Origin of the sequence: Alcanivorax sp. 97CO-5 (assembly GCF_000524665.1) — a bacterium.
In the GTDB taxonomy this organism is placed as follows: domain Bacteria; phylum Pseudomonadota; class Gammaproteobacteria; order Pseudomonadales; family Alcanivoracaceae; genus Alcanivorax; species Alcanivorax borkumensis.
On sequence record NZ_KI965904.1, the window covers coordinates 201,866 to 223,967 of the forward strand.

At 55.6% G+C, this 22,102-nt stretch carries 19 protein-coding genes; 7 read left to right on the forward strand and 12 right to left on the reverse strand.

Annotation, left to right across the window (positions count from 1 at the left end):
- Window positions 1-54 precede the first annotated feature (54 nt).
- The gene (locus Y017_RS11505) at window positions 55-813 is read left to right on the forward strand and encodes an NYN domain-containing protein (RefSeq protein WP_011587976.1); all 759 of its coding nucleotides are present in this window, start codon (window positions 55-57) and stop codon (window positions 811-813) included.
- Window positions 814-944: 131 nt separating this feature from the next.
- Here the strand turns inward: Y017_RS11505 and Y017_RS11510 are convergent, their stop codons facing one another.
- The 9 genes from Y017_RS11510 to Y017_RS11550 form a co-directional block, all read right to left on the reverse strand.
- The gene (locus tag Y017_RS11510) at window positions 945-2,234 is read right to left on the reverse strand and encodes a TRAP transporter large permease (RefSeq protein WP_011587975.1); all 1,290 of its coding nucleotides are present in this window, start codon (window positions 2,232-2,234) and stop codon (window positions 945-947) included.
- A complete protein-coding gene (locus Y017_RS11515) occupies window positions 2,231-2,740 on the reverse strand; it encodes a TRAP transporter small permease (RefSeq protein ID WP_011587974.1) in 510 nt (169 codons plus the stop codon). The genes Y017_RS11510 and Y017_RS11515 overlap by 4 nt, the downstream gene beginning before the upstream one ends.
- A complete protein-coding gene (dctP, locus tag Y017_RS11520) occupies window positions 2,737-3,726 on the reverse strand; it encodes a TRAP transporter substrate-binding protein DctP (protein WP_011587973.1) in 990 nt (329 codons plus the stop codon). Before dctP ends, Y017_RS11515 begins: the two co-directional genes overlap by 4 nt.
- Before the next feature lie 8 nt (window positions 3,727-3,734).
- On the reverse strand, window positions 3,735-4,586 hold the full coding sequence (locus Y017_RS11525; RefSeq protein WP_011587972.1) for a TRAP transporter TatT component family protein: 852 nt from the start codon (window positions 4,584-4,586) through the stop codon (window positions 3,735-3,737).
- Between the two features lie 73 nt (window positions 4,587-4,659).
- Window positions 4,660-5,481 carry a rhomboid family intramembrane serine protease gene (locus Y017_RS11530; RefSeq protein WP_011587971.1) on the reverse strand — a complete coding sequence of 274 codons (822 nt, stop codon included), beginning with the start codon at window positions 5,479-5,481 and terminating at the stop codon, window positions 4,660-4,662.
- Window positions 5,472-6,524 (reverse strand): aminopeptidase, encoded by a 1,053-nt coding sequence (locus tag Y017_RS11535; RefSeq protein ID WP_011587970.1) that lies wholly within the window; start codon window positions 6,522-6,524, stop codon window positions 5,472-5,474. Before Y017_RS11535 ends, Y017_RS11530 begins: the two co-directional genes overlap by 10 nt.
- The gene (yeiP, locus tag Y017_RS11540) at window positions 6,524-7,090 is read right to left on the reverse strand and encodes an elongation factor P-like protein YeiP (RefSeq protein WP_011587969.1); all 567 of its coding nucleotides are present in this window, start codon (window positions 7,088-7,090) and stop codon (window positions 6,524-6,526) included. Before yeiP ends, Y017_RS11535 begins: the two co-directional genes overlap by 1 nt.
- 119 nt (window positions 7,091-7,209) lie before the next feature.
- The gene (locus Y017_RS11545) at window positions 7,210-7,995 is read right to left on the reverse strand and encodes a 1-acyl-sn-glycerol-3-phosphate acyltransferase (RefSeq protein ID WP_011587968.1); all 786 of its coding nucleotides are present in this window, start codon (window positions 7,993-7,995) and stop codon (window positions 7,210-7,212) included.
- A gap of 50 nt (window positions 7,996-8,045) precedes the next feature.
- Entirely contained in the window at window positions 8,046-8,906 is an 861-nt protein-coding gene (locus tag Y017_RS11550) for a GNAT family N-acetyltransferase (protein ID WP_050731497.1), read from the reverse strand.
- A 124-nt stretch (window positions 8,907-9,030) separates the two neighbouring features.
- On the opposite strand from Y017_RS11550, the gene Y017_RS11555 reads away from it, so the two are divergent.
- Window positions 9,031-9,294 (forward strand): CDGSH iron-sulfur domain-containing protein, encoded by a 264-nt coding sequence (locus tag Y017_RS11555; RefSeq protein WP_011587966.1) that lies wholly within the window; start codon window positions 9,031-9,033, stop codon window positions 9,292-9,294.
- Window positions 9,295-9,311: 17 nt separating this feature from the next.
- Here the strand turns inward: Y017_RS11555 and ppc are convergent, their stop codons facing one another.
- Entirely contained in the window at window positions 9,312-11,978 is a 2,667-nt protein-coding gene (ppc, locus tag Y017_RS11560) for a phosphoenolpyruvate carboxylase (RefSeq protein ID WP_035460920.1), read from the reverse strand.
- Window positions 11,979-12,159: 181 nt separating this feature from the next.
- On the opposite strand from ppc, the gene Y017_RS11565 reads away from it, so the two are divergent.
- The 3 genes from Y017_RS11565 (at window position 12,160) to Y017_RS11575 (ending at window position 16,885) form a co-directional block, all read left to right on the forward strand.
- A complete protein-coding gene (locus Y017_RS11565; protein ID WP_011587964.1) occupies window positions 12,160-13,104 on the forward strand; it encodes a hypothetical protein in 945 nt (314 codons plus the stop codon).
- Between the two features lie 94 nt (window positions 13,105-13,198).
- Entirely contained in the window at window positions 13,199-14,890 is a 1,692-nt protein-coding gene (locus Y017_RS11570; RefSeq protein ID WP_035460922.1) for a trypsin-like serine protease, read from the forward strand.
- Window positions 14,891-14,956: 66 nt separating this feature from the next.
- Window positions 14,957-16,885, forward strand: a complete 1,929-nt coding sequence (locus Y017_RS11575; RefSeq protein ID WP_081737614.1) for an acyltransferase family protein — start codon at window positions 14,957-14,959, stop codon at window positions 16,883-16,885.
- A 144-nt stretch (window positions 16,886-17,029) separates the two neighbouring features.
- Here Y017_RS11575 and Y017_RS11580 read toward each other — a convergent pair whose 3' ends face one another.
- Window positions 17,030-18,046: an LLM class flavin-dependent oxidoreductase gene (locus Y017_RS11580; RefSeq protein WP_011587961.1), complete on the reverse strand. Its 1,017-nt coding sequence runs from the start codon at window positions 18,044-18,046 to the stop codon at window positions 17,030-17,032.
- Window positions 18,047-18,228: 182 nt separating this feature from the next.
- On the reverse strand, window positions 18,229-18,927 hold the full coding sequence (locus Y017_RS11585; RefSeq protein WP_011587960.1) for a TetR/AcrR family transcriptional regulator: 699 nt from the start codon (window positions 18,925-18,927) through the stop codon (window positions 18,229-18,231).
- Between the two features lie 319 nt (window positions 18,928-19,246).
- Between Y017_RS11585 and Y017_RS11590 the strand changes: the two genes are divergently transcribed.
- On the forward strand, window positions 19,247-20,749 hold the full coding sequence (locus tag Y017_RS11590) for a DUF1302 family protein (RefSeq protein WP_231483489.1): 1,503 nt from the start codon (window positions 19,247-19,249) through the stop codon (window positions 20,747-20,749).
- A gap of 56 nt (window positions 20,750-20,805) precedes the next feature.
- The gene (locus tag Y017_RS11595; RefSeq protein ID WP_011587958.1) at window positions 20,806-22,092 is read left to right on the forward strand and encodes a DUF1329 domain-containing protein; all 1,287 of its coding nucleotides are present in this window, start codon (window positions 20,806-20,808) and stop codon (window positions 22,090-22,092) included.
- The last annotated feature ends 10 nt before the right edge of the window (window positions 22,093-22,102 follow it).

Below are 22,102 nucleotides of genomic sequence, written 5' to 3' on the forward strand. Positions count from 1 at the left end.
TACCACTGTGCCGAATCCATCATGTTGTCGTATAACAGGCAAAAGGAATGAACCATGACAGGCACAAACATAGAAACACACTCCTCTCAGTTGACCACCACGTCTCTGGCCGTGCTTATTGATGCAGACAACACACCGCCCAAGATTGTCGACGGCCTGTTCGAAGAGATTGCCAAGTTCGGCACCGCCAGTGTCAAGCGCATCTACGGCGACTGGACCAAACCTAACCTTGGAGGTTGGAAAAGCGTACTACTGAAACATTCGATACAGCCTATCCAGCAATTCGCCTACACCCAGGGGAAAAATGCTACCGATTGCAGCATGATCATCGATGCCATGGATCTGCTCTATAGCAAGCAACTATCTGGTTTCTGCCTAGTATCAAGTGACAGCGATTTTACTCGCCTAGCGGCGAGGTTAAGGGAAGAAGGACTGACCGTGTACGGTTTCGGGGAGCGTAAAACACCCGGCCCGTTTGTGGCCGCTTGTGATAAGTTTATCTATACCGAAGTATTACGCTCAGACCATGCCCCGCAACATACGCCCGACAAACCCCAATCCTGCGAAGAACCCGTTAATAAAGAGGATCCACCACTTCAGCTTATCGCCAACGTTATCGATGATATTTCTGATGAAGAGGATTGGGCGAATCTTGGCACCCTAGGCCAACATTTAAGCAAGCGTAAACCCGACTTTGACACCCGTCTGTTCGGCCACAAAAAACTCAGTGACATGATCCGCGCCTATCCCAAATGGTTCCAAATCCAGAAAGGGCAAGGCAAAAGCATTCAGGTCAAAACCCTGCGCAAATAACGCCGCTAGCCTTTCAGCAAAGAAACAACGCAAGAGGCCGCGCTCGGAGAATGAGCGCGGCCTCTTTGACCTCTGCCTCAGCAAAAAATCTGATCGCGTTTCAACTTTTCACTCTCAACGTGCCGCTTAAATCAGCGCACCAGCCACAAGCTCAACTGCGGTACATAGGTAATCATTAACAAAGCGATAATCAATATCAGCATGAAAGGAATGGTTGCCGCGAACAGCTCCGTAACTTTCTTCTTGAAGCGGTAACTGGCAATAAACAGATTCATACCCACCGGCGGGGTGATATAGCCAATCTGCATGTTCGCCACGAAGATAATCCCCAGATGCACAGGGTCAATACCGTAGCGCAACGCCACCGGCAAAATCAGTGGCACCATGATCACCAGCGCCGCAAAAATATCCAGTAACGCGCCCAATAACAGCAGCAAAATATTAAGCAGGATCAGGAAGGTGATTTTGCTTTCCACATGCGTTTGGATTAGAGCAAATAGCTCCTCTGGCACACCGGCATACACCAAGTAGTCAGAAAACGCCTGCGCCACCGCCAAAATCAACAATATGCCGCCTACCATGATCATGGAATCACGCATAATTGTCGGCAGCTTGCGCAGGGAAATTTCCCGATACAGAAACACCTCCGCCACCAGCACATACAGCGCCGTCACCGCCGCCGCCTCACTAATGACTAAAAAGCCGGAGAAGATTCCGCCCAGCACCACCAATGGTAATGGCAGCTCCCAACGAGCCTGCCATAACGCATCCACCAGTTCACGGAAATCAAACGCCTGCCGGGGTACATCGGTGCCGCGGGTAGCCCACACACAGTAGCCGTAAAGTAGCACGATCATCAGCAATGCGGGCAATAGGCCAGCCAGATACAGATCGACAATCTCCACTGTGGGCATGTCCAATTGCTGAGACATTTGCTGAGCAATAATGCCGTAGATCAACAGGGGCACAGACGGCACCAATAGCAAGCCCAAACTCCCTGAAGAGGTCACCAGACCCAAGCTAAATTTTTCCGGGTAATTGCCTTTCACCAGCGCGGGCAGCAACAGCGCCCCTAATGCCACAATAGTGACGCCAGAGCCGCCGGTTAAAGCGGTAAAAAAAGCACAGGCAATCAACGCTACAAAAGCCATGCCACCGGGCATCCAGCCGAAGGCGGCTTGGCTTAGCCGCAACATACGATCAGCGGTTTTCGATTCACTCAGCAGAAAACCCGCAAACGTAAACAATGGCAATGCCATCAGCACCACAGAATTGCTGAGCTGATAGATATCGATGTGCAGCACTGCCAACTCAATCTCTAGGGTATAAAACCCCAGTGCTGCCGCGCCAAGAATAATGGCAAACAAAGGCGCGCCCATTAACGCCAATACCACCAGCAGGATAATCGCCGCTGTAATCATGGCGTCAGCTCCTGCATCTTCGGCCGTTTACCAATCAACCCCATCGCAAACAACACCACATAGCGCAAGGCCATGACCGAGAAGCCCACTGGAATAATCGCTTGCAACAACCAGCTGGGCACACTGGCAAACGCTGGCGTGGCGTACTCATATTCTTCAATCACGAATTGCACGCTGTACCAAGCAACCAACAAACAGATAAAGGCGGTAAACAGGTCTACAAATGTAGTCAGGAACGGGTGATATTTTTCTGGCAATAACGATGAAGCCACATCAATGCGAATGTGCTCATCATTACGTGAAGCGATCATGGCTCCTAACAAACCAATCCACAGCACCGCGTTCTGCAGTAAGGGCTCAATCCATACCAAGCTGGTACCAAAAAAGTTACGCAACACAATTTGCGCCACAGCCAGCAGAATCATAAACAAAAGAACGGCCACAATAAGGCCGTCCTCGATATGATGAAGGGCGCGATGCACCCTACGTAATAGTGCAGCCATCATTGCCCGTCGCGTTGCTTGGCAAGAATGCCATTAAGCCGATCCAGCATGGCTTGGCTGATTTCGCCCTCTTCCACCAGTTCAGCGGTGGCGTGCTCGGCATAACGGTGCCATTCCTTGCGCTGTTCTTCGTTCGGTTTGATCACTTCCAACCCCTGTTGTTGAACAGCGGCAAAAGCGCTTAGGTTTTCCTCGCGACTTTTCGCATTCAGGGTGTCAAAGGTGCCATCCAGTATGGCGCGAACCACTTTCTGGTCTTCCGCGCTGATGCGTTTAAAGTACTTTTCGTGGATACCCAGCATGCCAAAGGTATAGAGCAGCGGCATGTCGGTCAGATAGTTTACTCGGGAGTACCACTGCAGAGTCAGCGCCGCGACAGGGGGCGCAGCAAAAGCATTCACCGCACCGGTTTGCAGGGAGGTCAGCACAGAGCCAATATTGAGCATAATCGGTGACAGCTCGAAAGCCTTGGCCGCCTTAGCAGAGGCTTCATCATTCGCCGGCAACCACAGTTTTTGTTCACGCAAATCGGCAATACTTTTTACCGGCTGCTCAGACATCACATAAGCAAACCCGCCATCCAGCAAACCGAAGCTGACCCAGCCACCGTCTTCCAGGCCCTTTTGAATTACCGGGTCCAGTTCACTGCGTACCGCATCCACTTCATCGTAATTATTAAAAGCCAACGGGACATTGAGAATCTGGCTGTCTTTGTACGCGGAGGAAAAAGCCCCGCCTTGGGCCACCAGGCCGTGGAGCTGGCCAATACGGATTTTGCGTTCAACCGCGCGGTCATCGCCCATCACCCCGCCGGGATAAATTTTCAGTTTCACTCGGCCATCGGTTTGCGCAGCAATATCTTTACCGGCTTTTTTTAGCCCAGAAACAATGGTGGTGCCATCCGGGTACAGAGTGGAAATTTTCAGGGTGGTCGCAGCGGTGGCAACCAGCGGGAACAACACGATCAGAATCGTGGCAAGGCGCAGCATAAACACTCCTAGAAATAATCATCCGCGTCGGCAAGCAGGGCTTCAGCCTGCTGCTGCGCATAGGTATTTTGCAGGGTCAGGCCGTGGACATCAGGATCCGCCGCCAGCACCTCGTTGAGCAAGCTGTCATGCAGCTCCCGATCAAACAACAGACGCGCATATTTTTCCGCGTAAAGCACCTGGGCCAACAAGTTTTTACCGTCGGCCAACTGCACCGCCTGTTCAAAATGAGTTTTCGCCAGTTCAGGGTTGCCACCGAGCGACGCCGGTAAGATGCTGTTTAGCACGCCCAGATACATGTGTGCCTGGCCATACTGATAGTGCTCATCCAGCGCAACAATTCGCTCCATGATGGCTTCTACCCGGCCCAGTTCAGCCACCGCGTTCCAATCATTGGTGTTTTGCTGGATATAACCCGCCCAGGCTCCACCCAAGGAAAACAACACGGGCACATCACCTTTGTTCGCGTCTTCCAGCAGGGCCTCGAATTCAGGGACAGACAAGCTACGTAAGTCGCAGTAATCCTTATCGTGGGCACAGGCGGCACGGAAACCGTAATCCAGAGCCTTAATGCTGAGCTTGCGGGCACGTTCCGGCTCTTTCACGAACAGGCCTGCGTAGGCGCCATAAAGGTCCGCACCACTGCTCAACAGCGATTCGCTTTTCGGCCAGTTTTCGATCAGACCATCGACCATCAGCAAATAGGTAGGCAGGCCGTCTTCGACCAGCTGCAGGTCATTGTTATTGAGGACACCATAGGGCAGGTTGTCGTCAACATGGGCCAGAGAACAGCCTTGCAGGGCAACCACCGCTGCGAAAAATAGAGAAGGTACCCAATAGGGTACAGAGCGCCACTGCATAGGTCGCTGACATCCTTTCATTGTTGTAACGTCATCGTTTTGGCTGTCTTTATAGCAGTCCACCGGGGGTAACTCAAACTGCTCCTTGCTTCTGGCTGCGCCGCACCATGCCGAAAATGCCGCCCAACAAACAACCGCTTACCAGCCCTGCCAGATGTGCCGCATTCGCCACCACATCCGATAGCCCTACGAAACAAATCACCATCCATACCAGCATAAAAACCACAATCTGCCGACGCAGGGCAAACCCGGCACCCGGATTCAGCCACCCGAAGATCCATAGGTAGCCCAACAAACCGTACACCACTCCGGACAAGCCACCGAACATGGGCCCGCTGTATAAGAACTGAGCCACATTGGAAACCGCTGAGGTCACCAGGGTGACCAGCAACAGCTGGGCAGACGATTGATGGCGTTCAATCAGACGCCCCAGATCTGCCCACCACAGCAAGTTGAAAATGATATGGAGAAGGGAGAAGTGCATCAGCATAGGAGTGATCAACCGCCATGGCTGGCTGGTCAACCCCTCCATGGTCGCGGGAAACAACAGGGCAAGATAGACCCCGTCGCCCATTAGATAAGGCGTCAAGAAGATGGCCACACACAACCCCAGCCCAAGCTTGGTCACCCAACCCATGCTGGCCAGCCAGCCACCAGACAGCAAGGGCTGTGGCTGGCCGGTGAGAGGCTCCACAGCTTGTCGGTCCTGCCCCCGTTTCAGGTCGGCAATCAGCTCTGCGGTCAGTGTTCGCGCATGGGGATATTGCTCAGCATCAGGCACACTCAGCACGAACTGACCTTCATCCTCATGACGGTGCACCTGAAAACCATTGCGTTTCAGGGTGCGTTCGATCAGATTCGCCAGCTCTACCTGGGGGGTACGAATCAGTTCCATGCCAGTGCCTCCAGGGCTTGCTTGCGTTGTACATCATCCAAATCAGACAAGTTATCTACCTGCTGCCAGAAACAGCCCCATTGCTGCTGGCACTGTGAAAAAAGCCGGCTAAAAGCCGGCACATAATCATTATAATCACTGACCGTATTCAATTGGGCATTGTTCAACGGACCATCGAAAAAAGGTTTGTAGCCTTTTAAGCCCGGCAAACGCTGGCTTTCATCAGCGAACCGGTCTCGGGCCTGTTGCTGAATGCGAGCCTTTTCGCGAGCCAATCGCGAGGACTTCGAAGTCGACTCATACAGCCTTGCTAGCGCCTTACGAGTATCAGCAATGATACTTAGAAAAGCATCCTCCACCTGCTCTCTACGATCCCAGTAGCCATTCGGCAGTGGCTCTCCGGTTGCCAAAAAGTACTGCTTTGCGCCCTCCCGCCCCACCATGGTTGCCAAAGATTCGTTGAAGCGAGTATCACCCTTGATATACAGCTTGCGGTGAGCCAATTCGTGAATCAGCAACTCAGCCAGTGAAGGCTTTGACCGCTGGATCATGGGCGTAGTGAGGGGATCCGCAAACCAGCCTAGGGTGGAATAGGCTATAGCGCCCCCCACCCAAGTATCCATGCCGTCAGCCTGTAATTTCGCCGCTGCTTTTTCTGCCCGTTGCCGCTGGAAAAAACCGCGATAGCTGACACAACCCACCAACGGATAACACCAGGTTTTTTGCGTCAGCGACCAAGGCGGTGCCGCCAGCACATTCCACACCACCGCATCCTGCTCCAACGCCACATATTGATGGTAGACATCATCAGCCGGCAGCCCCAAATGAATTCCCGCCCAGCTCACCAGCTGCTGGCTGAATTGCAATTTCTCGACCAACGATTGCGGTGTTTCAGGATCTGCCAGCACCTGCTCCACCGGCTCGCGCTCACCCATCAACGACCAATGACCGCCAATGGCCTGGCTGTAATAGCCCAGCTGGCAGCCTGCCAATACCCATGGCAGCCAAAAACATAACAGGGAAAAACGAAACAGCGTCGGCATCAGGCCCGAGACATGAACTTGCGTTCGGCGGTATTCACCCGCACCTTTTCACCCGCTACGATATATTCCGGCACTTGCACCACCAAGCCGGTATTCAAGGTGGCAGGTTTGGTACGAGCCGAGGAGGAAGCAGCCTTCATGGCCGGCGTGGTTTCAGTCACGTCCAGCACTACCGACGCTGGCAGCTCTAGGCCGATAACCGACTCTTCTACTTTCAGAGCCAGCACGCCTTGCGTCTCTTCCGTGATGAACGCCAGCTCATCACGGATATCGTCCTGCTTGAGCAAATACTGGGAAAAGTCCTCGTTATCCATAAAGATGTAGTCATCCCCATCCACATAGGAGAACTGCACCGCACGGCGCTGCAATGCCACCGTGGCCACGTCGTCATCGCCCTTGAAGCGCTCTTCAAACTTGGGGCCACCACCAACCGCACTGGCCTTCACCCGGTACAATGTGGCCGCCCCCCGGGCAGAGGGAGACTGCACCTCGATCTGGCGAATGGCATACAAGGTGCCGTTAACTTCAATAACGTCGGATTTTTTCAGCTCACTGGCGCGGGTCATGGAAAAGGCTTCCTGAAATGTCGATGCGCCAATGCTACAACAAAGAGCCGCTGCAAGCTGCAAGCTGCAAAGATAGATAGAGAGAGCCGGGAAATTCCCAAGGGTTTGCTTTTCAACTTTTAACGTTGAACTTTCAACTGCCCCTCAAGCCGTTCGTACGCCAGGGAACACAATGCCTTACGGTTCATGCCTTCCCCATCAAGAGGCTCACAAAAATGCAGGCGAACACGAATTTTTCGGCGTAACAATATGCTCCACATGTGATGATGGAACTCATCGTCACCAATAAACGCCAAACTTTGGTCCGCCGCGCCCATGCTGTCCAAGTAGCGAATCGCCAGTGGCTGAACCGGCACCTGCGCTAACAAGGGCGCATCAAACAACTGCGGGAAAAAGCGACGCAGCCCGGTACCATCCGTCGTGGTGCCTTCCGGGAACACCAGCACCGTATGCCCGCGCTTTAGACGACCGGCAATTTCTTGAGCCACGCGAACGGACTCACCGCTACCCCGCTTGATAAACAGGGTGCCCATGGCACGAGCCAGCATGCCTATCAGCGGCCAGGCACCGACCTCAGCCTTGGAAAGAAAATACAGATGTCGCTGGCTGGCAATAACAGGAATATCCAACCACGAAACATGATTACTCACCAAAAATACGGGCGTCTCGACCCTGCTACCTGTAACGGTCAATTCCACACCCAAGATACGCAGAAATCGCCGGCACCATCGTTGCTTTGCCTTCAATATCACGGGCCGATAGGGTGACCAGAACGCGCCAAGAAAAAACGCCAGCACAAAGCCCCACAATAGATAGAGCACAACACCGGCAACTCGCCACACTCGACGCAGTTGCGGCCAGACCCCTCTCTCGGGATAGGTACCAACACTGACGCTATGATTCATATCGCTCCTGTATACAGTCTGCTAGCTGTCAATTATCCACTACCCATTGTTTACACTGCCTGGGCGGGCTGCATGAAGTGCTGCACATAGCGAGCGGGCAGGTTTTCCACCGCCATCAGCACAAAGAAGTCCAAGCAATTAAAATCCGGGTCCCAGCATGGCTCACCACATACCTGCGCGCCCATGCGCAAATAAGCCTTCAGCAACGGCGGCATCTTCACACCCTCCGCTTGTGCATCGCCGGGCAATGCCTGCAACCGTAAGTGAGGCTGCACTCGATGCTCGGCCCGGCTTAAATGGCGCCCCTGAATGCGCTCGTTGACCGCCGCCACGTTATAGCCTTCACTCAACGCAATGCTGGCGCAGCCCAGCAGGTAGCGCACATCATTTTCCAGCATGTATTGCGCCAGCCGTGCCCACAGCACACTTATCACCGCCCCGTTACGGTGATCCGGATGAATGCAGGTGCGCCCGATCTCCGCCAGCTTGCCCTCCAGACGCCCAAGCATGGTGAGATCAAACTCACCACTGGAATAGAATCCACCAGTACGTTGCAGCCTGTCACCGGGCAATACCCGAGTGTAACCAACAATGTCGCCGCTGCGATTGTCGCGCACCACCAAGTGCAAGCAGTGGCGGTCAAAACGATCACGATCCAGCCCGAACGGCGCACTGAAACTCGCGCCGTATTCCTGGGAGAAAATGCGATAGCGTAAACGTTGAATTTTTAGAATTTCACGACGCGAACGGGTGAAGTAAGCACTGAAGCGACCCTGCGCCTGGGCTTCTCTATCCGTTGTCATTTCCCGAGGAAAGCGAAGAATCTCGGCAGTGGCAACGAACGGCTTAGCGAACGCTCCTTTCCATTGCGGGCTCAACGCTTTGATCTTTCCTGCGGCTTGCGCAAGCATAGTGTGCTCCACTGGCAGTTTCAGCCAGTGTCGTCAGCGACCATGGCAAGGCAGTGACACTTGCGTGACATTTGCGCGACACACCCAGAGAGCCTAAAAAATAAAAAACGAGAAGGAGAGAGCCATGGACGCCCCGCACATTGCCGACACCGTCCCGTTTCCGTTGCCCGTCAAAAAAGGCGATACGGTGTACTGGTGTGCCTGTGGCCTGAGTCAGACGCAACCGTATTGTGATGGCAGCCACAAGGACACCCGCTTCTCACCGGTGCCCTACACGGCACACAAAGACCAAATTGTGTTTTTCTGTGGCTGTAAACACAGCAACACAGGGATGATCTGCGATGGCAGCCATGTGGCGCTCAAAGGAAAAAGCACCGGCCACCGATGAGAACCCGTGCTGACAACCTATCCTGTATTGCGTAAGCCCGCTGCAATACCCGCAATGGTTACCATCAGTGCACTCTCCAAGGTCTCATCGCCATCCTGTTGGCGCAGCCTTGCCATCAGCTCCGCCTGCAACAGGTGCAGCGGGTCGGTGTAAGGGTCGCGCACCCGGATCGACCAGCGCATCACCGGATTGTTATCCAGTAGATCTTCCCGGCCAGTGAGTGCCGACAAGGCACTTACCGTGGCGGTAAGGCGCTCGCGCAGTACTTCACCCAGACGCATTAGCCCAGGGTCGTCCCCCGCCAAACGCTCTTCATACCAAGCGGCCACACGCAAATCCGATTTCGCCAGTACCATCTCCAGCATATCCACCACGCCCTGGAAAAAAGGCCACTCGCTAGCCATTTCCCGCACCATAGCATGCTGCGCGGCATCGTTCTGAGCATCTTCCAGAGCGGCGCCGGTGCCTAACCAGGCAGGCAGCATTAACCGAATCTGGGTCCAAGCAAACACCCAAGGGATCGCCCGCAGAGAGCTGATACCTTGATCCGACTTGCGCCGCGCAGGGCGGCTGCCCAGCGCTAGCCGCGACAACTCCGTTTCTGGCGTAACGGTACGCAGGTAGCGCACCAGCTCAGGCTCATCGCGCACCACCCCGCGATAGCCCGCCACGGAGGTATCCGTCAGGGCCTGCATCTGTTGGCGCCACTCCGGCCGTGCCGCCTGGGGTGGCAACAAGGTTGCTTCTAAAGTGGCCGCCACATACTGCTCCAGGTTAAACACCGCCACCGACGGGCGACCGTATTTAAACCGAATCACCTCCCCCTGCTCAGTCACCCGTATACGCCCGGCCACCGAGCCTGGCGGCTGTGATAACAGCGCCATGCGGGTGGGCGATCCGCCCCGGGAAATGGAGCCACCTCGGCCATGAAACAGTGTGAGCGGAATGCCGTTATCGGCAAACAGGGCCGTGAGCTTTTCCTGGGCTCGATACTGAGCCCAGGCCGCGCCGAGAAAGCCCGCGTCCTTGGCGGAATCTGAATAGCCAATCATGATTTCCTGCCCGGCAGCCACTCGCTCTCGATAGAACGGCAGCGCTAACAACGCTGACATGGTTTGCTCGGCACCATCCAAATCGTCCAAGGTCTCGAACAGCGGCACCACGCGCATGGGTTCACGAACCCCGGCTATCTTCTGCAACAACATCACCGCCATCACATCAGACGGGGTAGTGGCCATGGAAATCACATAAGCGCCTAGCCCTTCGCTGCCTTGCTCGGCAATCACCTCACACGTTGCCAATACCTCTGCCACTTCGGCCGTACAGTGCTCACTGTCGCGGAAAGCGGCGTCAATCAGTGGTCGACGCGCCTGCAGCTCATCAACCAGAAACGCTTGGCGCGCCGCCTCATCCCAATCGCTGTAACGACCCAACTCCAAATAACGGGTGATGGCGTCCAACACATCACTGTGACGGGTCGATTCCTGACGAATATCCAGCCGCAACAGGGTGATGCCGAAACAGTTCAGGCGCCGCAGGGTATTCTTTAAATCGCCATCGGCAATGTCACTTAGCCCCACGGCACGCAATGAACGGTCGAGCAACTGTAACGGCGCCATCAACTCTTCACGGCGTAAATAGGCTTGGCCCTCCGGCACCGGTAAGCCTTCTACTTGTGCTTCCATCTGGCGACGAGTCAGGCGTAAGCGGCTACGCACTTCGCGCAGCAGCACACGGTAAGGTTCATGGGTTGGGCCAGTGGCCGCCAGTAATTCCTCACTGGCCGACTTCATCGACAGGTCCGCCAGCAAGTTCTCCACATCGCGAAGATACAGGTCTGCCGCCATCCAGCGGGCCAGCAGCAACACTTCCCGAGTCACCGGGGCGGTCACATTGGGGTTACCATCCCGGTCACCGCCCATCCACGACGCCAACTTCACCGGCGCCCAGTCGGAGGGGGGCGCAGGCAGCCCCCGGTCGGCCAGCTGTGCTTCCAGTTGGCGCAGAACATCGGGCACCGCCTGCCACAGGGATTGTTCAATGGTGGCAAAGCCCCATTTGGCTTCGTCCACCGGGGTCGGCTTTTCACGACGAATTTCATCGGTGCACCAGGCCGCCAGAATCACCCGGCGCAGACGTTCGCGGCGCAACTCACGCTCGTCTTCATTGAAGTCTGGGCGATCCAGCTCACTGAGCAGATCGGCCATTTGGTCATACTTGCGAATCAACGTACGGCGGGTCACCTCGGTGGGGTGGGCCGTCAGCACCAGCTCGACAGAAAGCTGCTCAAGCGTTTCCGAGATTTGCTCTTTGGCAATGTCATTATCGGCCAGGCGCTGCAGCACCTCCTGCAACCCCTGATCAGTACCCGCATCCCCCGGATAGCGCTGGTGTTGACGATGCAACCGCTCCCGGTGATGTTGCTCGGCAATATTGCTCAAGTTAAGAAACTGACTGAACGCACGCGCGACCTCCAGCAGAGTCGCATCATCCAGCGGCGATAATAAATCGCGCAACGAGGCCAGTGACGCCCCCCCTTCGGTGCGGGTCGCCACCGAGGCTTGGCGGATTTTTTCCACCGTCTCGTAAATGGAATCGCCCGCCTGCTGGCGCAGGCACTCGCCCAACAAATCACCCAATAACCGGACATCATCACGCAATGGTGCATTTACATTGTGATCCACTGTGCCTCCTTACCGTTCAGGAATCGTTGCCGGCGCCTACCATACTCGCTCTTCAAGTCGGTGCCATAACCAACAAATGCTGTTCAAATTGCAGTTTTAACAAGATTACACTGCTGGACACCTTTATTCCGCTGCCGCCGTGCCGCAACATAGACCCCCTAACAAACTTGGGATCGACTCAATGATGAACACCTCACGCCGTATTACCTCGGATCAGGGTGTAGTGCTGATGCAATATCTGGCGCGGACCCTGTTTGCTGGGCTTGCGGTGATATATTTCCACTATGCAGACCACTTTTTCTTTAACTTGCCCCAAGCAACCCCGTGGCTGTTATTCAGTGCTTACGTGGGCATTCAACTTCTGCTATTGATCTGGCGCCCAGTCAATGCCGACGCCTTCGCCTCCGCGCTAGACCTGCTGACTCTGGGTATCGTGTTGTTATTGGATGCTGGTGACCCGCCTCCCACCATGGCGCTGCTGTTCATTGCTGTGCTCAGTAACGGCCTACTGCATGGCCTCAAACGTTTTCTCATCATGCTTGCCGGAGCTGAAATCGTATTGGCCTTCGTGCTCCCTATCCGCTTGAGTTACAGCGACGCGGCCAGCGCCTCTGCCAGCCTACTTCTGGTCGCGGCACTCAGCGCCTGCATGTTGTATTTCGGCTTGATGATCTGGCGTAACCAACACCTATCCCGAGCGGCGCTAGAAGCCACTTGGCGCGACCCAGATACTGATTTCATTAGCCGCGAAGCCTTGGTAAGCACCGCCGGCTGGCTGGTGCCTCTGCACGACCGCATTTCCTCGCCACTAACCTTAGTATTAGTGCGGCACCATGAATTACCGTTACTCGCCGACCGAGTAGCCCAGCGCATTCGCCGCAGCGATGTGGCCGCTCGCTACGATGAACAACACCTGGCTCTACTGCTGCCCTGCACCGCCACCGCGGCGGCGGAACAACTGCTCAATGATTTACGCACCCGGCACCAGGGGCTGCGTGCGGCCATGATGACCCTGGCCAATGGTGACGCCGCCCTTGAGCAAGCACTCTCTCACCTGCAGGCCTCCATGGCCCGCACCACAGAAGAAGACAATCACTGGCTGGCCCACGCACCGCCGATAAATTGAGCCTATTACACCACCAATTCATCAGGCGATCTTTGTCACACTGCCTTGTCGGCAAATGCGCTACACTGGACCAAACAACGACAAGGCAGCCCCTATGCCAATTCGCACCGTTTTTCTAACCCTGTTCGCCATCGCCAGCCCGCTGCTCGGTTTAAGCATGCTCACACAGGCGGCCGACGCCCCCAGCCCACGCATTGTTGGCGGCAGCCCGGCCGCCGACCGTTGGCCGTGGATGGCACAAATCATTATTAAAGAGCCTTCCGGCAGCCCCTCTTTCTGCGGCGCCAGCCATCTCAGCCCCCGCTGGGTTCTTACCGCCTACCACTGCACCCAGTACCTGAACGGTGACCCGGCCACCGCTGACCGGCTGTTCGTTTATATCGGTGAAACAGAGAACAAACTACTATTACCTCCAGAAGGTCGCATCACGGTGGAGGGAATTTATAAGAACCAACAGCGCTTCGACAATTTTTCCTTTGCCCACGACCTCGCCCTACTGCGCATTCCTGCCACCAGCAACAGGCTATGGCCCAGCTTGGCAGACGACGACGTTTTTAATGAGCTGAAAAACCGCCCGTTAAGCCAACGTGACGAAGCGGTAACCGCCCTGGGTTGGGGCCAGACGGGCAGCGGTGAGCGAAGCACTGTGCTGCGCGAGGTGCAACTGGACTTCATTCCCAGAGAGGAGTGCAAGCAACTATCCACTTTGAGCATTCCCGATTCCACCATCTGCGCGGCAGAGCTCAATCCGGTCAATGGCATTAATCAGGACACCTGCTTCGGTGACAGCGGTGGCCCTCTGTTCATCGGCGAAGAGGGCAACCCCTGGCTAATCGGGCTCACCAGCTTCGGGCTGCAAGACTGTGCCACCGGCGCTCCTGCCGGCTATACCCATGTCACCGCTGAAATTGCAGAAGTGGAGCGCCTGACCACGCAGGGCAATGCTCCCTTGGTGGACATGACCATCAACGGCGAGACGAAACGATACTATCAGCGCATTAACGGCACCCAGGCCATCCCGATCACCCTACGCAATAATAGTATCAACAACACCGCTACCAACCCGGCTATAAGTCGCTCTTTCAGCGGCAGCATAGCCACCAGCGCCCGCTTTAACTGGACCGGCTGCAGCACCTTGCCCTCCGTGACACGCTGCACCGTGGCCAGCAGCTTGGCCGCTAGTGCGTCCCGCACGGGCAACCTTGACGTCACTGACAGCAGCGGAACCGATCAGCTGGTGACGCTAACACTCAGCGCCAGTGCAGACGAAAACGACTACCGCCGCCGTAACAATAGCCTGATTCATGAAATCGCCTTCTCCGACAATCCTGATTTGGCCCTATCCGCCGTCCAACAGACCAGCAGCCGCTCCCAGGCCAGCGTCGCGGTGACATTGAGCAACCACTCGCCCTTGTTCGCCGCCACCAACACCGGCATCAGCTTCTCGCTCCCGACCAACACCCAACTGCTCAACGGCCCCGAGCTCGGCTGCCAGCAAGGCAACCCGATATATTGCCCCATTGGTGGCTTGGGCACCGAGCAAAGCCACACCTTGACACTGAAATTCGCCACCGACACCGGCATCAGCCAACTTTTTACCTTTAAAGGGCTCCCCACCGAAGACAACAACATCCCTGGCGACACTGACATGCAAGTGGATGTCACCGTGCAGTACAAGTACAACGCCACCGTTAGTTCAGCGGCTGGCGGTGGCAGCGGAGGAGGGGCCTCACTGTGGCTGGGGCTAATCGCACTGGTGCTGGGAGTGCGCCGACAACGCAACTAACTTGTCTGCCTGTCATTGCGCCTTTATTCTTGCCGGTTTACCAATATGCTCACCGGGGGAATCCACGTGAAGGCCAAGCCGAGTTACCGCGCCGACATCGAAGGCCTGCGCGCCCTGGCCGTGATCCTGGTGATTCTGTATCACTATCAGGTACCGGGCATCAGTGGCGGCTTTATCGGTGTCGATGTGTTCTTTGTGATCTCCGGTTTCGTGATCACACAGCTGCTGGAACGGGCCTTCCAGAAAGACACATTCCGCTTTCGCGATTTCTATGCCCGCCGAATTCGTCGCCTGGTGCCGGTATTTTTACTGGTATCCACCGCCACATTCTTGATGATCTCGCCATTCTATATCGGTGACGCCTACTATATTTTTGCCAAAAGCTGGCTGGCCTCGCTGATCGGGCTGAGTAACCTCTATTATTTCAACGAGCTGAGCCAATATTTCGCCCCGGAAACCCTGTCGCTTTCCCTGCTCCATACCTGGTCGCTGGCCGTGGAAGAACAGTTCTACTTGCTCTGGCCTGCTTCGCTGTACCTGGCCTATCGCTTCGGTAAAGGGCGCACGGCCCACTGGCCGTTTCGCATTACCTTGGTCGCCACCTTTGTATTATCCGTGTATATGGCCAGCGCCCACCCGGCCGCCGCGTATTATCTGCTGCCCGCCCGGCTGTTTGAATTTATGCTCGGCACCGGTGTCGCCCTGTTCAGCCAACAGCTGCCCCGCCTAAACCGCAGCAGCGCAGAAACGCTGGCACTGGTAGGGTTGACCATGATCGTGGCCACCGCCCTGCTGATCACCAAACACGATCACTTCCCCGGCTATAACGCCCTGTGGCCCACCCTCGGCACCGCCATGGTCATCTACGCCGGCCTGCATCAGCCGGCCACCTTCACCGCACGCCTACTGAGCCTGCCGGTGATGGTTTTTCTGGGAGGCATTTCCTATTCCCTGTACCTGTGGCATTGGCCACCAGTAGCTTTGATGCATTACCAGCTGATCGAGCTGACCTGGCTGAACCGATTATTGCTCATAGCGGGTGTCGTGGCCCTCTCTTGGTTCAGCTTTCGTTTTGTGGAAAACCGCTACCGCCACCGGGACTGGAGCTTCACGAAATCGTTCCTGATCTTTATTCTGGCCCCGCTGATCGTCATCTGGGCGATCCAGTCCACCATCCGCATCGCCGACGACACCAGCTTCCGCATCCCCGAAGAGCGCCGCGAACTGTACAAAATCATCGCCAACAACAACCCGGCGGATCTCTACAAACGTTGCTTCAAAGGCAAACCGGTTGAATTTAACCAGAGCGACGCTTGCCTGTTCGGAGCAAAACCCGCCGACGGACAGCCCAACAGCATGTTGATTGGCGACTCCCACGCCATCGCCCAGATCGGGTTTATTGAACAACTACTCAAAGGCACAGACTATTCCGTGCTGATGGTCACTCGAGCCTCAACTCCGTTCCTGCCCCCCGCCATTGCGGAAAAAGCCCAGGCCTCTGATCCGACCAAAGTGGCTCGTAACCAAGCCCTCAGCGACTACCTGAGCCAACGGCCCATGACGGTTTTCATCGGTGCCTGGTGGAGCGCTTACCTCAAATCTGAACACTACCAACGCTACTTTGTGGACACCATCGGCTGGCTGAAAGCGCACGGCCACACCGTCATCGTGATGGAAGACGTGCCAGAACTGCCCTCTTCTTCTTACGCGGAATGTCTACTGAAAAACATGGACGATTGCTCCATCAGCGCTGAGGATGTGAAGAAATCACTGGCCAATTTCTATCGTTTCAAGCAGAACGCACAGCAGCGTTACCCGGACGTGCAGTGGATCAATCCACGCAAAGTTCTCTGTGATGCCACCCGCTGCCAAACCGTCCTGAACGGCATCCCACTCTACCGCGATGAAAGTCACTTAAATAACGTGGGCGGGATTGAAATCGGGCAGGAATACCTGAAGCGCTTCGGCAACCCGTTAACTTCATCGGAGAAATAACCCACTTTTGCACGAACACCTCTCGATGCGCGAACCGGGCTCGATCAGCAGCCGCAGACCGTAGGCCAGATTGACCCAAGGGCACCGAGAGCGCGAAAGGGGTAATACGACCTCACAAGCGCCCTTAGTGAAAACTAAAACGCATCACACCGCCTGAAACTGCGCCAACGACGCCAGAATATCCAACGCATGACGACGCTTCACCGGATCATAAAGATCCACCGTCACCATCAACTCATCCACCTCCACGGAGTCCAGCAGCTGATCCAGCTGCCCCTGCATGGAGGCTGCCGTTCCCAGCAACTGTAAGCCCAGGAAATCTTTTACCCCTGCTTCCTCTTGTGGATTCCACAAGCCGTCCATGCTTTGCACCGGCGGTTTCATCCATAACGGCTGGCCACGAAACAAAGCAAGAATACGTTGGTAACTGGTGGTGGTCAGGTAATGAGCCTCTTCGTCGGAGTCCGCCGGCACCGCAGGCAACGCCAACATGGCGTAGGGTTTGCTCAGCTGGGCAGAGGGCTGAAATTGATCCCGATAGATACGCAGCGCCTCACGGTACAGTCGCGGCGCAAAATGCCCGGCAAAGGCATAGGGCAACCCCCGCTGCGCTGCCAGCTTGGCGCTGTACAAACTGGAGCCCAGTAGCCAGATCGGTACCTGAGTGCCAGCGCCGGGAATCGCATTAACCCCCTGTGACGTATCCAGTGGCCCCAGCAAGCGCTGTAGCTCGGCCACATCATCGGGGAACTGCTCAGCCCCAAGACCTTCACGGCGCAGGGCGCGGCTGGTCATCGGGTCGGTTCCCGGTGCGCGGCCCAACCCCAAATCAATCCGACCGGGGTACAAAATCTCCAGCGTTCCAAATTGCTCCGCAATCACTAACGGCGGGTGATTCGGCAACATCACCCCGCCAGACCCGACCCGAATGGACTCGGTGGCGCCAGCAATATGCCCAACCAGCACCGAGGTAGCTGCACTGCTGATCCCCTGCATATTATGGTGCTCCGCCAGCCAAAACCGCTGAAACCCCAACGACTCTGCATGGCGTGCATAAGCCACACTGTTAGCCAACGTCTGCCCAACGGAGTCTCCCTCACGGATCGACGCTAGCTCCAGCAATGAAAACGGTACGCTTACAGACAAAATGCATACTCCCATAACGCCGGCACTATGAATGGTGTTAAACCCGAAGATTCACGTCAACAAAGTAACCTACACGATTCAGGCCGTATAGCCGCACCACGGGCTCATGCTAATGCGACCCGCGGTTTGATTTCCAGCGACAGGATGTACCGCTAGCACCAAGGAAAGATTGAAGTAGCCGCCCAAGAAATCCGCGCTCAACCAGCCCCATCGCGCGAATGCTCGCCGTCAGCGGATAGGAGACTCTGCTCCGAACGATAAGGCACCTCTTGGGCCGCTCCCGTCCCCTGAATACCAAAAAAGAACAACCGACAGCAATGGTCAGCAACGACCTCGGGGTCATCTTGTGAAGGCATATATTCAACAAAAAACTGGCGCATGTGGCGAGTTTCGTAGTGGTGCAACACCAAGCCCAGAAGCGACGTCACTAGCATGTGGGTATCGAAAGCCTGGGTTACTCGGCCAACGCTTCGCACCATCGCCTCGTACTGTTTACCAAACAATAGATCCACCAGCATCTTCAGACGTTCGCTGTTACCTTCCAGCTGCTCTCGCTTCACCAGCCGAAAAAAATGCTGATCCTTAGCTATGTAAAACGCGAACTCTCGAATGAACTCACCGAGCTGGCTCTGGGGTGTTCCTTCAATGGATACCAATGCTGAAAAATGCGCAGCCTGCTCTGCGTAGGCGAAACGCAGTACCTGCTCATACAAATCTTCTTTGTGGACAAAATGGTGGTAAAGCGTCGCTGGATTGATGCCAACCTCTTGCGCAATGCGTCGCATTGATACGCCGTTGAAGCCGGTCTCTGCGAACAACTCTAACGCTTTTTCAAGAATTACGGTGCGTGTACTTCCAGCCGGGCTATCAACCGGCACTGCGGATCGATCTGTCATCAGGCAAAACTCCCTGTAGCTGCAAAAGTGCAGGCCTCACCCAGATGCTGCACCACTCCAGTGCCCCCGTCAAACGTTTGTTTGGTTTTGGTGCACCAATGACGTTCCCACGATTTCTCGGCAAACGCTAACTGTGTTGCTACCCGATTGTTTTATAAGTCTATTTTTTAGAAACAACAACAATTGGCACGCCTATCGCATTCCCAAACAAACGTTTGGTTGATCCTTATAATGCCCGCGGTGGCCTAGTTCATAGTATGGAGTTCACAAAATGCAAAAAACGCCCATAGTCGCTACAGGTCACCCTCTAAGGTTCGCAATGGTGCCCCTCCTTTGTGCCGTGACCACTAGCGCCCTCATTGCCCCCTCTATTGTCCACGCCGCAGACATTCGTACCTCCGGTTATCTGCGACAGCACCTCGCCACTAATCTCAACGACGTGCCGGAAACTCAAGAAGACGATAAGTACGACCTGGCTATGGCTAGAACCACCTTACTGCTGCAAGTCGATGCCGATTTGGGCTGGGCCTATGGGGTCGCAATAGGCCGCTTGACCCGCGAATACATGACCAACTACCTCGATCGCTTGGAAGACCTCACTGCAGTAACTGGATCAATGAATACCCCCCCTCTACCTCGCTCAGACTTTGAAAACGACTACAGCGACGAAGAACTGCGCGAGGCCTACTTGGACATCCCGATGGGCTCGCAGTTTTCAGCCCGCATCGGCAAACAGCAGGTGGTGTGGGGGGAAACCGATTTCTTCCAGGCAATGGATGTAATTCACGGCTACGACCAGACCTGGCGCGCTTTTCTGGAACCGGAGAACGAGGAGTGGCGCAAGCCACTATGGTTGGCCAACCTGCAATACTTTTCGGTCAATTCGGACAATTCTTTACAGCTTGTGCTGCGGCCTGGGATCGATGATGACGACGCCATGGGCAACAGCCTGGATACCTTCGGTGGGCGTTGGAGCCTCAATGGCAGCCGCGGATTCAATACCGCGGGGCTGATTCCGGTGAACTACGATCACTCCAAGGCGGATGCAGATGATCCCTCGTACGGCATTCGCTGGTCGGGCACAGCCTTAGGTGTCAGCTATACCCTCAACTATTACCACACCTTGAGCCAGGACCCTGTGGTGAACTTCGCGGACCTCAGTGGTGGCTTCAACCCGGCGTTTCAGGCTTATGGCGACGCCCCGGAGAATGGATTTGCCGAGTTTATCTACCCAGAGATAGACATCTTCGGTGCCACCCTCAATGGCTACCTGGAAAACATCAATGCCACGTTCCGTGCGGAACTGGCCTATACACCAGACAAACCTTACAACTTTGGTTTCGCCAACACCCCGTCTGCCGGAGGCAATGGCATCATTGAAAAAGACACTCTGCGCTCAATGATCGGCCTGGACAAACCCCTACGCACCCAGAGTTGGCTCGGCACCAGCGCGCCCACGTCGATCAGCCTGCAGCTGTTCGACACCTGGATTATCGATCACAAAGACAGCGAACAAGTGGTGGATTTCGGCTCTCCCAAAAAGGAGCACTCCAGCATCCTGACCGCTCTGATAATGATGCCATTTCGGCATGATTCGGTGAACCTCTCCTTCGCAGCGATCTACGACCTAGCATACGACGGCACCATCCTCGTACCCGGTGTAAGCCTGTCGTTCGGAGATCACTGGCGGCTGATGTTCGAAGCCGATTTCTTCAACGGTGGGCGCTACAAAAGCGACCCCACGGATCCACAGGGTCAAAGCTTGATCGGCGCGTTTCACAACAGCGACCAAGCCATGGCACGTATCACCTACCAGTTCTGAATCTAAACCCAACCCCCGCTGCCCAGCGGTATGACAACGGTAGACAGGAGCACACAATGATTTATCAATTTCTTCGCGCACTGCGCAATGCTCAGGCCGCTCTGATCCTCTCACTGGGGATAACCGCTCTGCCAGCACTGGCAGAGGAGGTTCCAACCGGGTTTGTGCTGTCGGCGCAGAACCTTGACGAGCACCTGGACGATCATTATCAGGGCACCCCACTCAAGGAGCTGCTAACCGAACACCTCATTATGCGTATTCGCGAACACGGATTGCGCATAAAGCTCGCGCCGGCAAGGCCGATGCAGCCCGACTCCCGCTATATTGCTGCCACAAAAACCTACGCGCCAAAAGTGGGCTTCGATACCCAAACCAAGACCCCAACAGGTTACGTTGCGGGCATTCCGTTTCCAAAACTGGATCTGGCAGACCCACACGCTGGCTGGAAGCTCGCATGGAATTTGTTTTATGCGATTCCCACCAATGCCGACAACAGTGCAGTGGGCGGCCCCATCACCATCGCTGGCTTCGATAAAGGGATAGTTCGCCAGTTTGTGGGTGACAACTACAAGTTCCGCATGGTTGGGCGCTACACCGATGAGCAGCCCGGACACCGTGGCGATGGCACCATCAAGCAAAAGTCCGTGGTGGCACTGAGCGCACCCTATGATCTGGCTGGTCTCGGTGTGTACACCGTGCAGTCTGCGCAGGGGAAGGCAGACGAAGCCTACGTTTACGTCAAGTCCATCCGACGCATCAAACGCACCGCAGGCGCCGCCGTCTGGATGGATAACCAACCGCAGATGGACATGCTCAATGACGACAACAATGGGATAGACAGTTACCCCTTGTGGTATTCCGATTTCCGCATACTGGGCAAACGCACCATCCTCGCGGTTTCCTACCTCGAGCCCATGATGACCAAGCACTACGAAGACTTGATCGAGCAGTCTGCGCCCTGGATCAACCCAAACCCCGAACATGTGGTCTGGCGTCCCACCGAAGTCTTCGTACTGGAAGGCACCCCGCCTTCAGAGCACCCCTACGGCCGAAAAATTCTCTATGTCGGCACTGACTACCCACAGCCCTACGCCGGTGAGTTCTACGACAAGAACGACGAACTGTGGCGCATGTGGCGGCTGTGGATCACCCAGTCGACAACACCGGATGGCTACACCATTCCCTCCGCCAACTACGTGCAAGCCATCGACCTGAAAGCCCAACGCGCCACGTTCATCGACGGCACCGGCATCATGGTGCAGAACGACCCTCAGTTCAAAGAGGAAATGCTCTCTCCACGGATCATGCAACGACTGGCCACCGGCAAGCAGGGCCTTTACTGAGCAAGCCACC

Excerpts from the sequence above, each read along its gene's own strand:
- Y017_RS11570 (WP_035460922.1), top strand. The coding sequence starts at position 13,199 with ATGCCAATTCGCACCGTTTTTCTAACCCTGTTCGCCATCGCCAGCCCG.
- Y017_RS11590 (WP_231483489.1), top strand. The coding sequence starts at position 19,247 with ATGGTGCCCCTCCTTTGTGCCGTGACCACTAGCGCCCTCATTGCCCCC.
- dctP (WP_011587973.1), bottom strand. The coding sequence starts at position 3,726 with ATGCTGCGCCTTGCCACGATTCTGATCGTGTTGTTCCCGCTGGTTGCC.
- Y017_RS11510 (WP_011587975.1), bottom strand. The coding sequence starts at position 2,234 with ATGATTACAGCGGCGATTATCCTGCTGGTGGTATTGGCGTTAATGGGC.
- Y017_RS11525 (WP_011587972.1), bottom strand. The coding sequence starts at position 4,586 with ATGCAGTGGCGCTCTGTACCCTATTGGGTACCTTCTCTATTTTTCGCA.
- Y017_RS11595 (WP_011587958.1), top strand. The coding sequence starts at position 20,806 with ATGATTTATCAATTTCTTCGCGCACTGCGCAATGCTCAGGCCGCTCTG.
- Y017_RS11505 (WP_011587976.1), top strand. The coding sequence starts at position 55 with ATGACAGGCACAAACATAGAAACACACTCCTCTCAGTTGACCACCACG.
- Y017_RS11535 (WP_011587970.1), bottom strand. The coding sequence starts at position 6,524 with ATGCCGACGCTGTTTCGTTTTTCCCTGTTATGTTTTTGGCTGCCATGG.
- yeiP (WP_011587969.1), bottom strand. The coding sequence starts at position 7,090 with ATGACCCGCGCCAGTGAGCTGAAAAAATCCGACGTTATTGAAGTTAAC.
- Y017_RS11565 (WP_011587964.1), top strand. The coding sequence starts at position 12,160 with ATGATGAACACCTCACGCCGTATTACCTCGGATCAGGGTGTAGTGCTG.
- Y017_RS11515 (WP_011587974.1), bottom strand. The coding sequence starts at position 2,740 with ATGATGGCTGCACTATTACGTAGGGTGCATCGCGCCCTTCATCATATC.
- Y017_RS11550 (WP_050731497.1), bottom strand. The coding sequence starts at position 8,906 with ATGCTTGCGCAAGCCGCAGGAAAGATCAAAGCGTTGAGCCCGCAATGG.
- Y017_RS11545 (WP_011587968.1), bottom strand. The coding sequence starts at position 7,995 with ATGAATCATAGCGTCAGTGTTGGTACCTATCCCGAGAGAGGGGTCTGG.
- Y017_RS11580 (WP_011587961.1), bottom strand. The coding sequence starts at position 18,046 with ATGGGAGTATGCATTTTGTCTGTAAGCGTACCGTTTTCATTGCTGGAG.
- Y017_RS11530 (WP_011587971.1), bottom strand. The coding sequence starts at position 5,481 with ATGGAACTGATTCGTACCCCCCAGGTAGAGCTGGCGAATCTGATCGAA.
- Y017_RS11585 (WP_011587960.1), bottom strand. The coding sequence starts at position 18,927 with ATGACAGATCGATCCGCAGTGCCGGTTGATAGCCCGGCTGGAAGTACA.
- Y017_RS11555 (WP_011587966.1), top strand. The coding sequence starts at position 9,031 with ATGGACGCCCCGCACATTGCCGACACCGTCCCGTTTCCGTTGCCCGTC.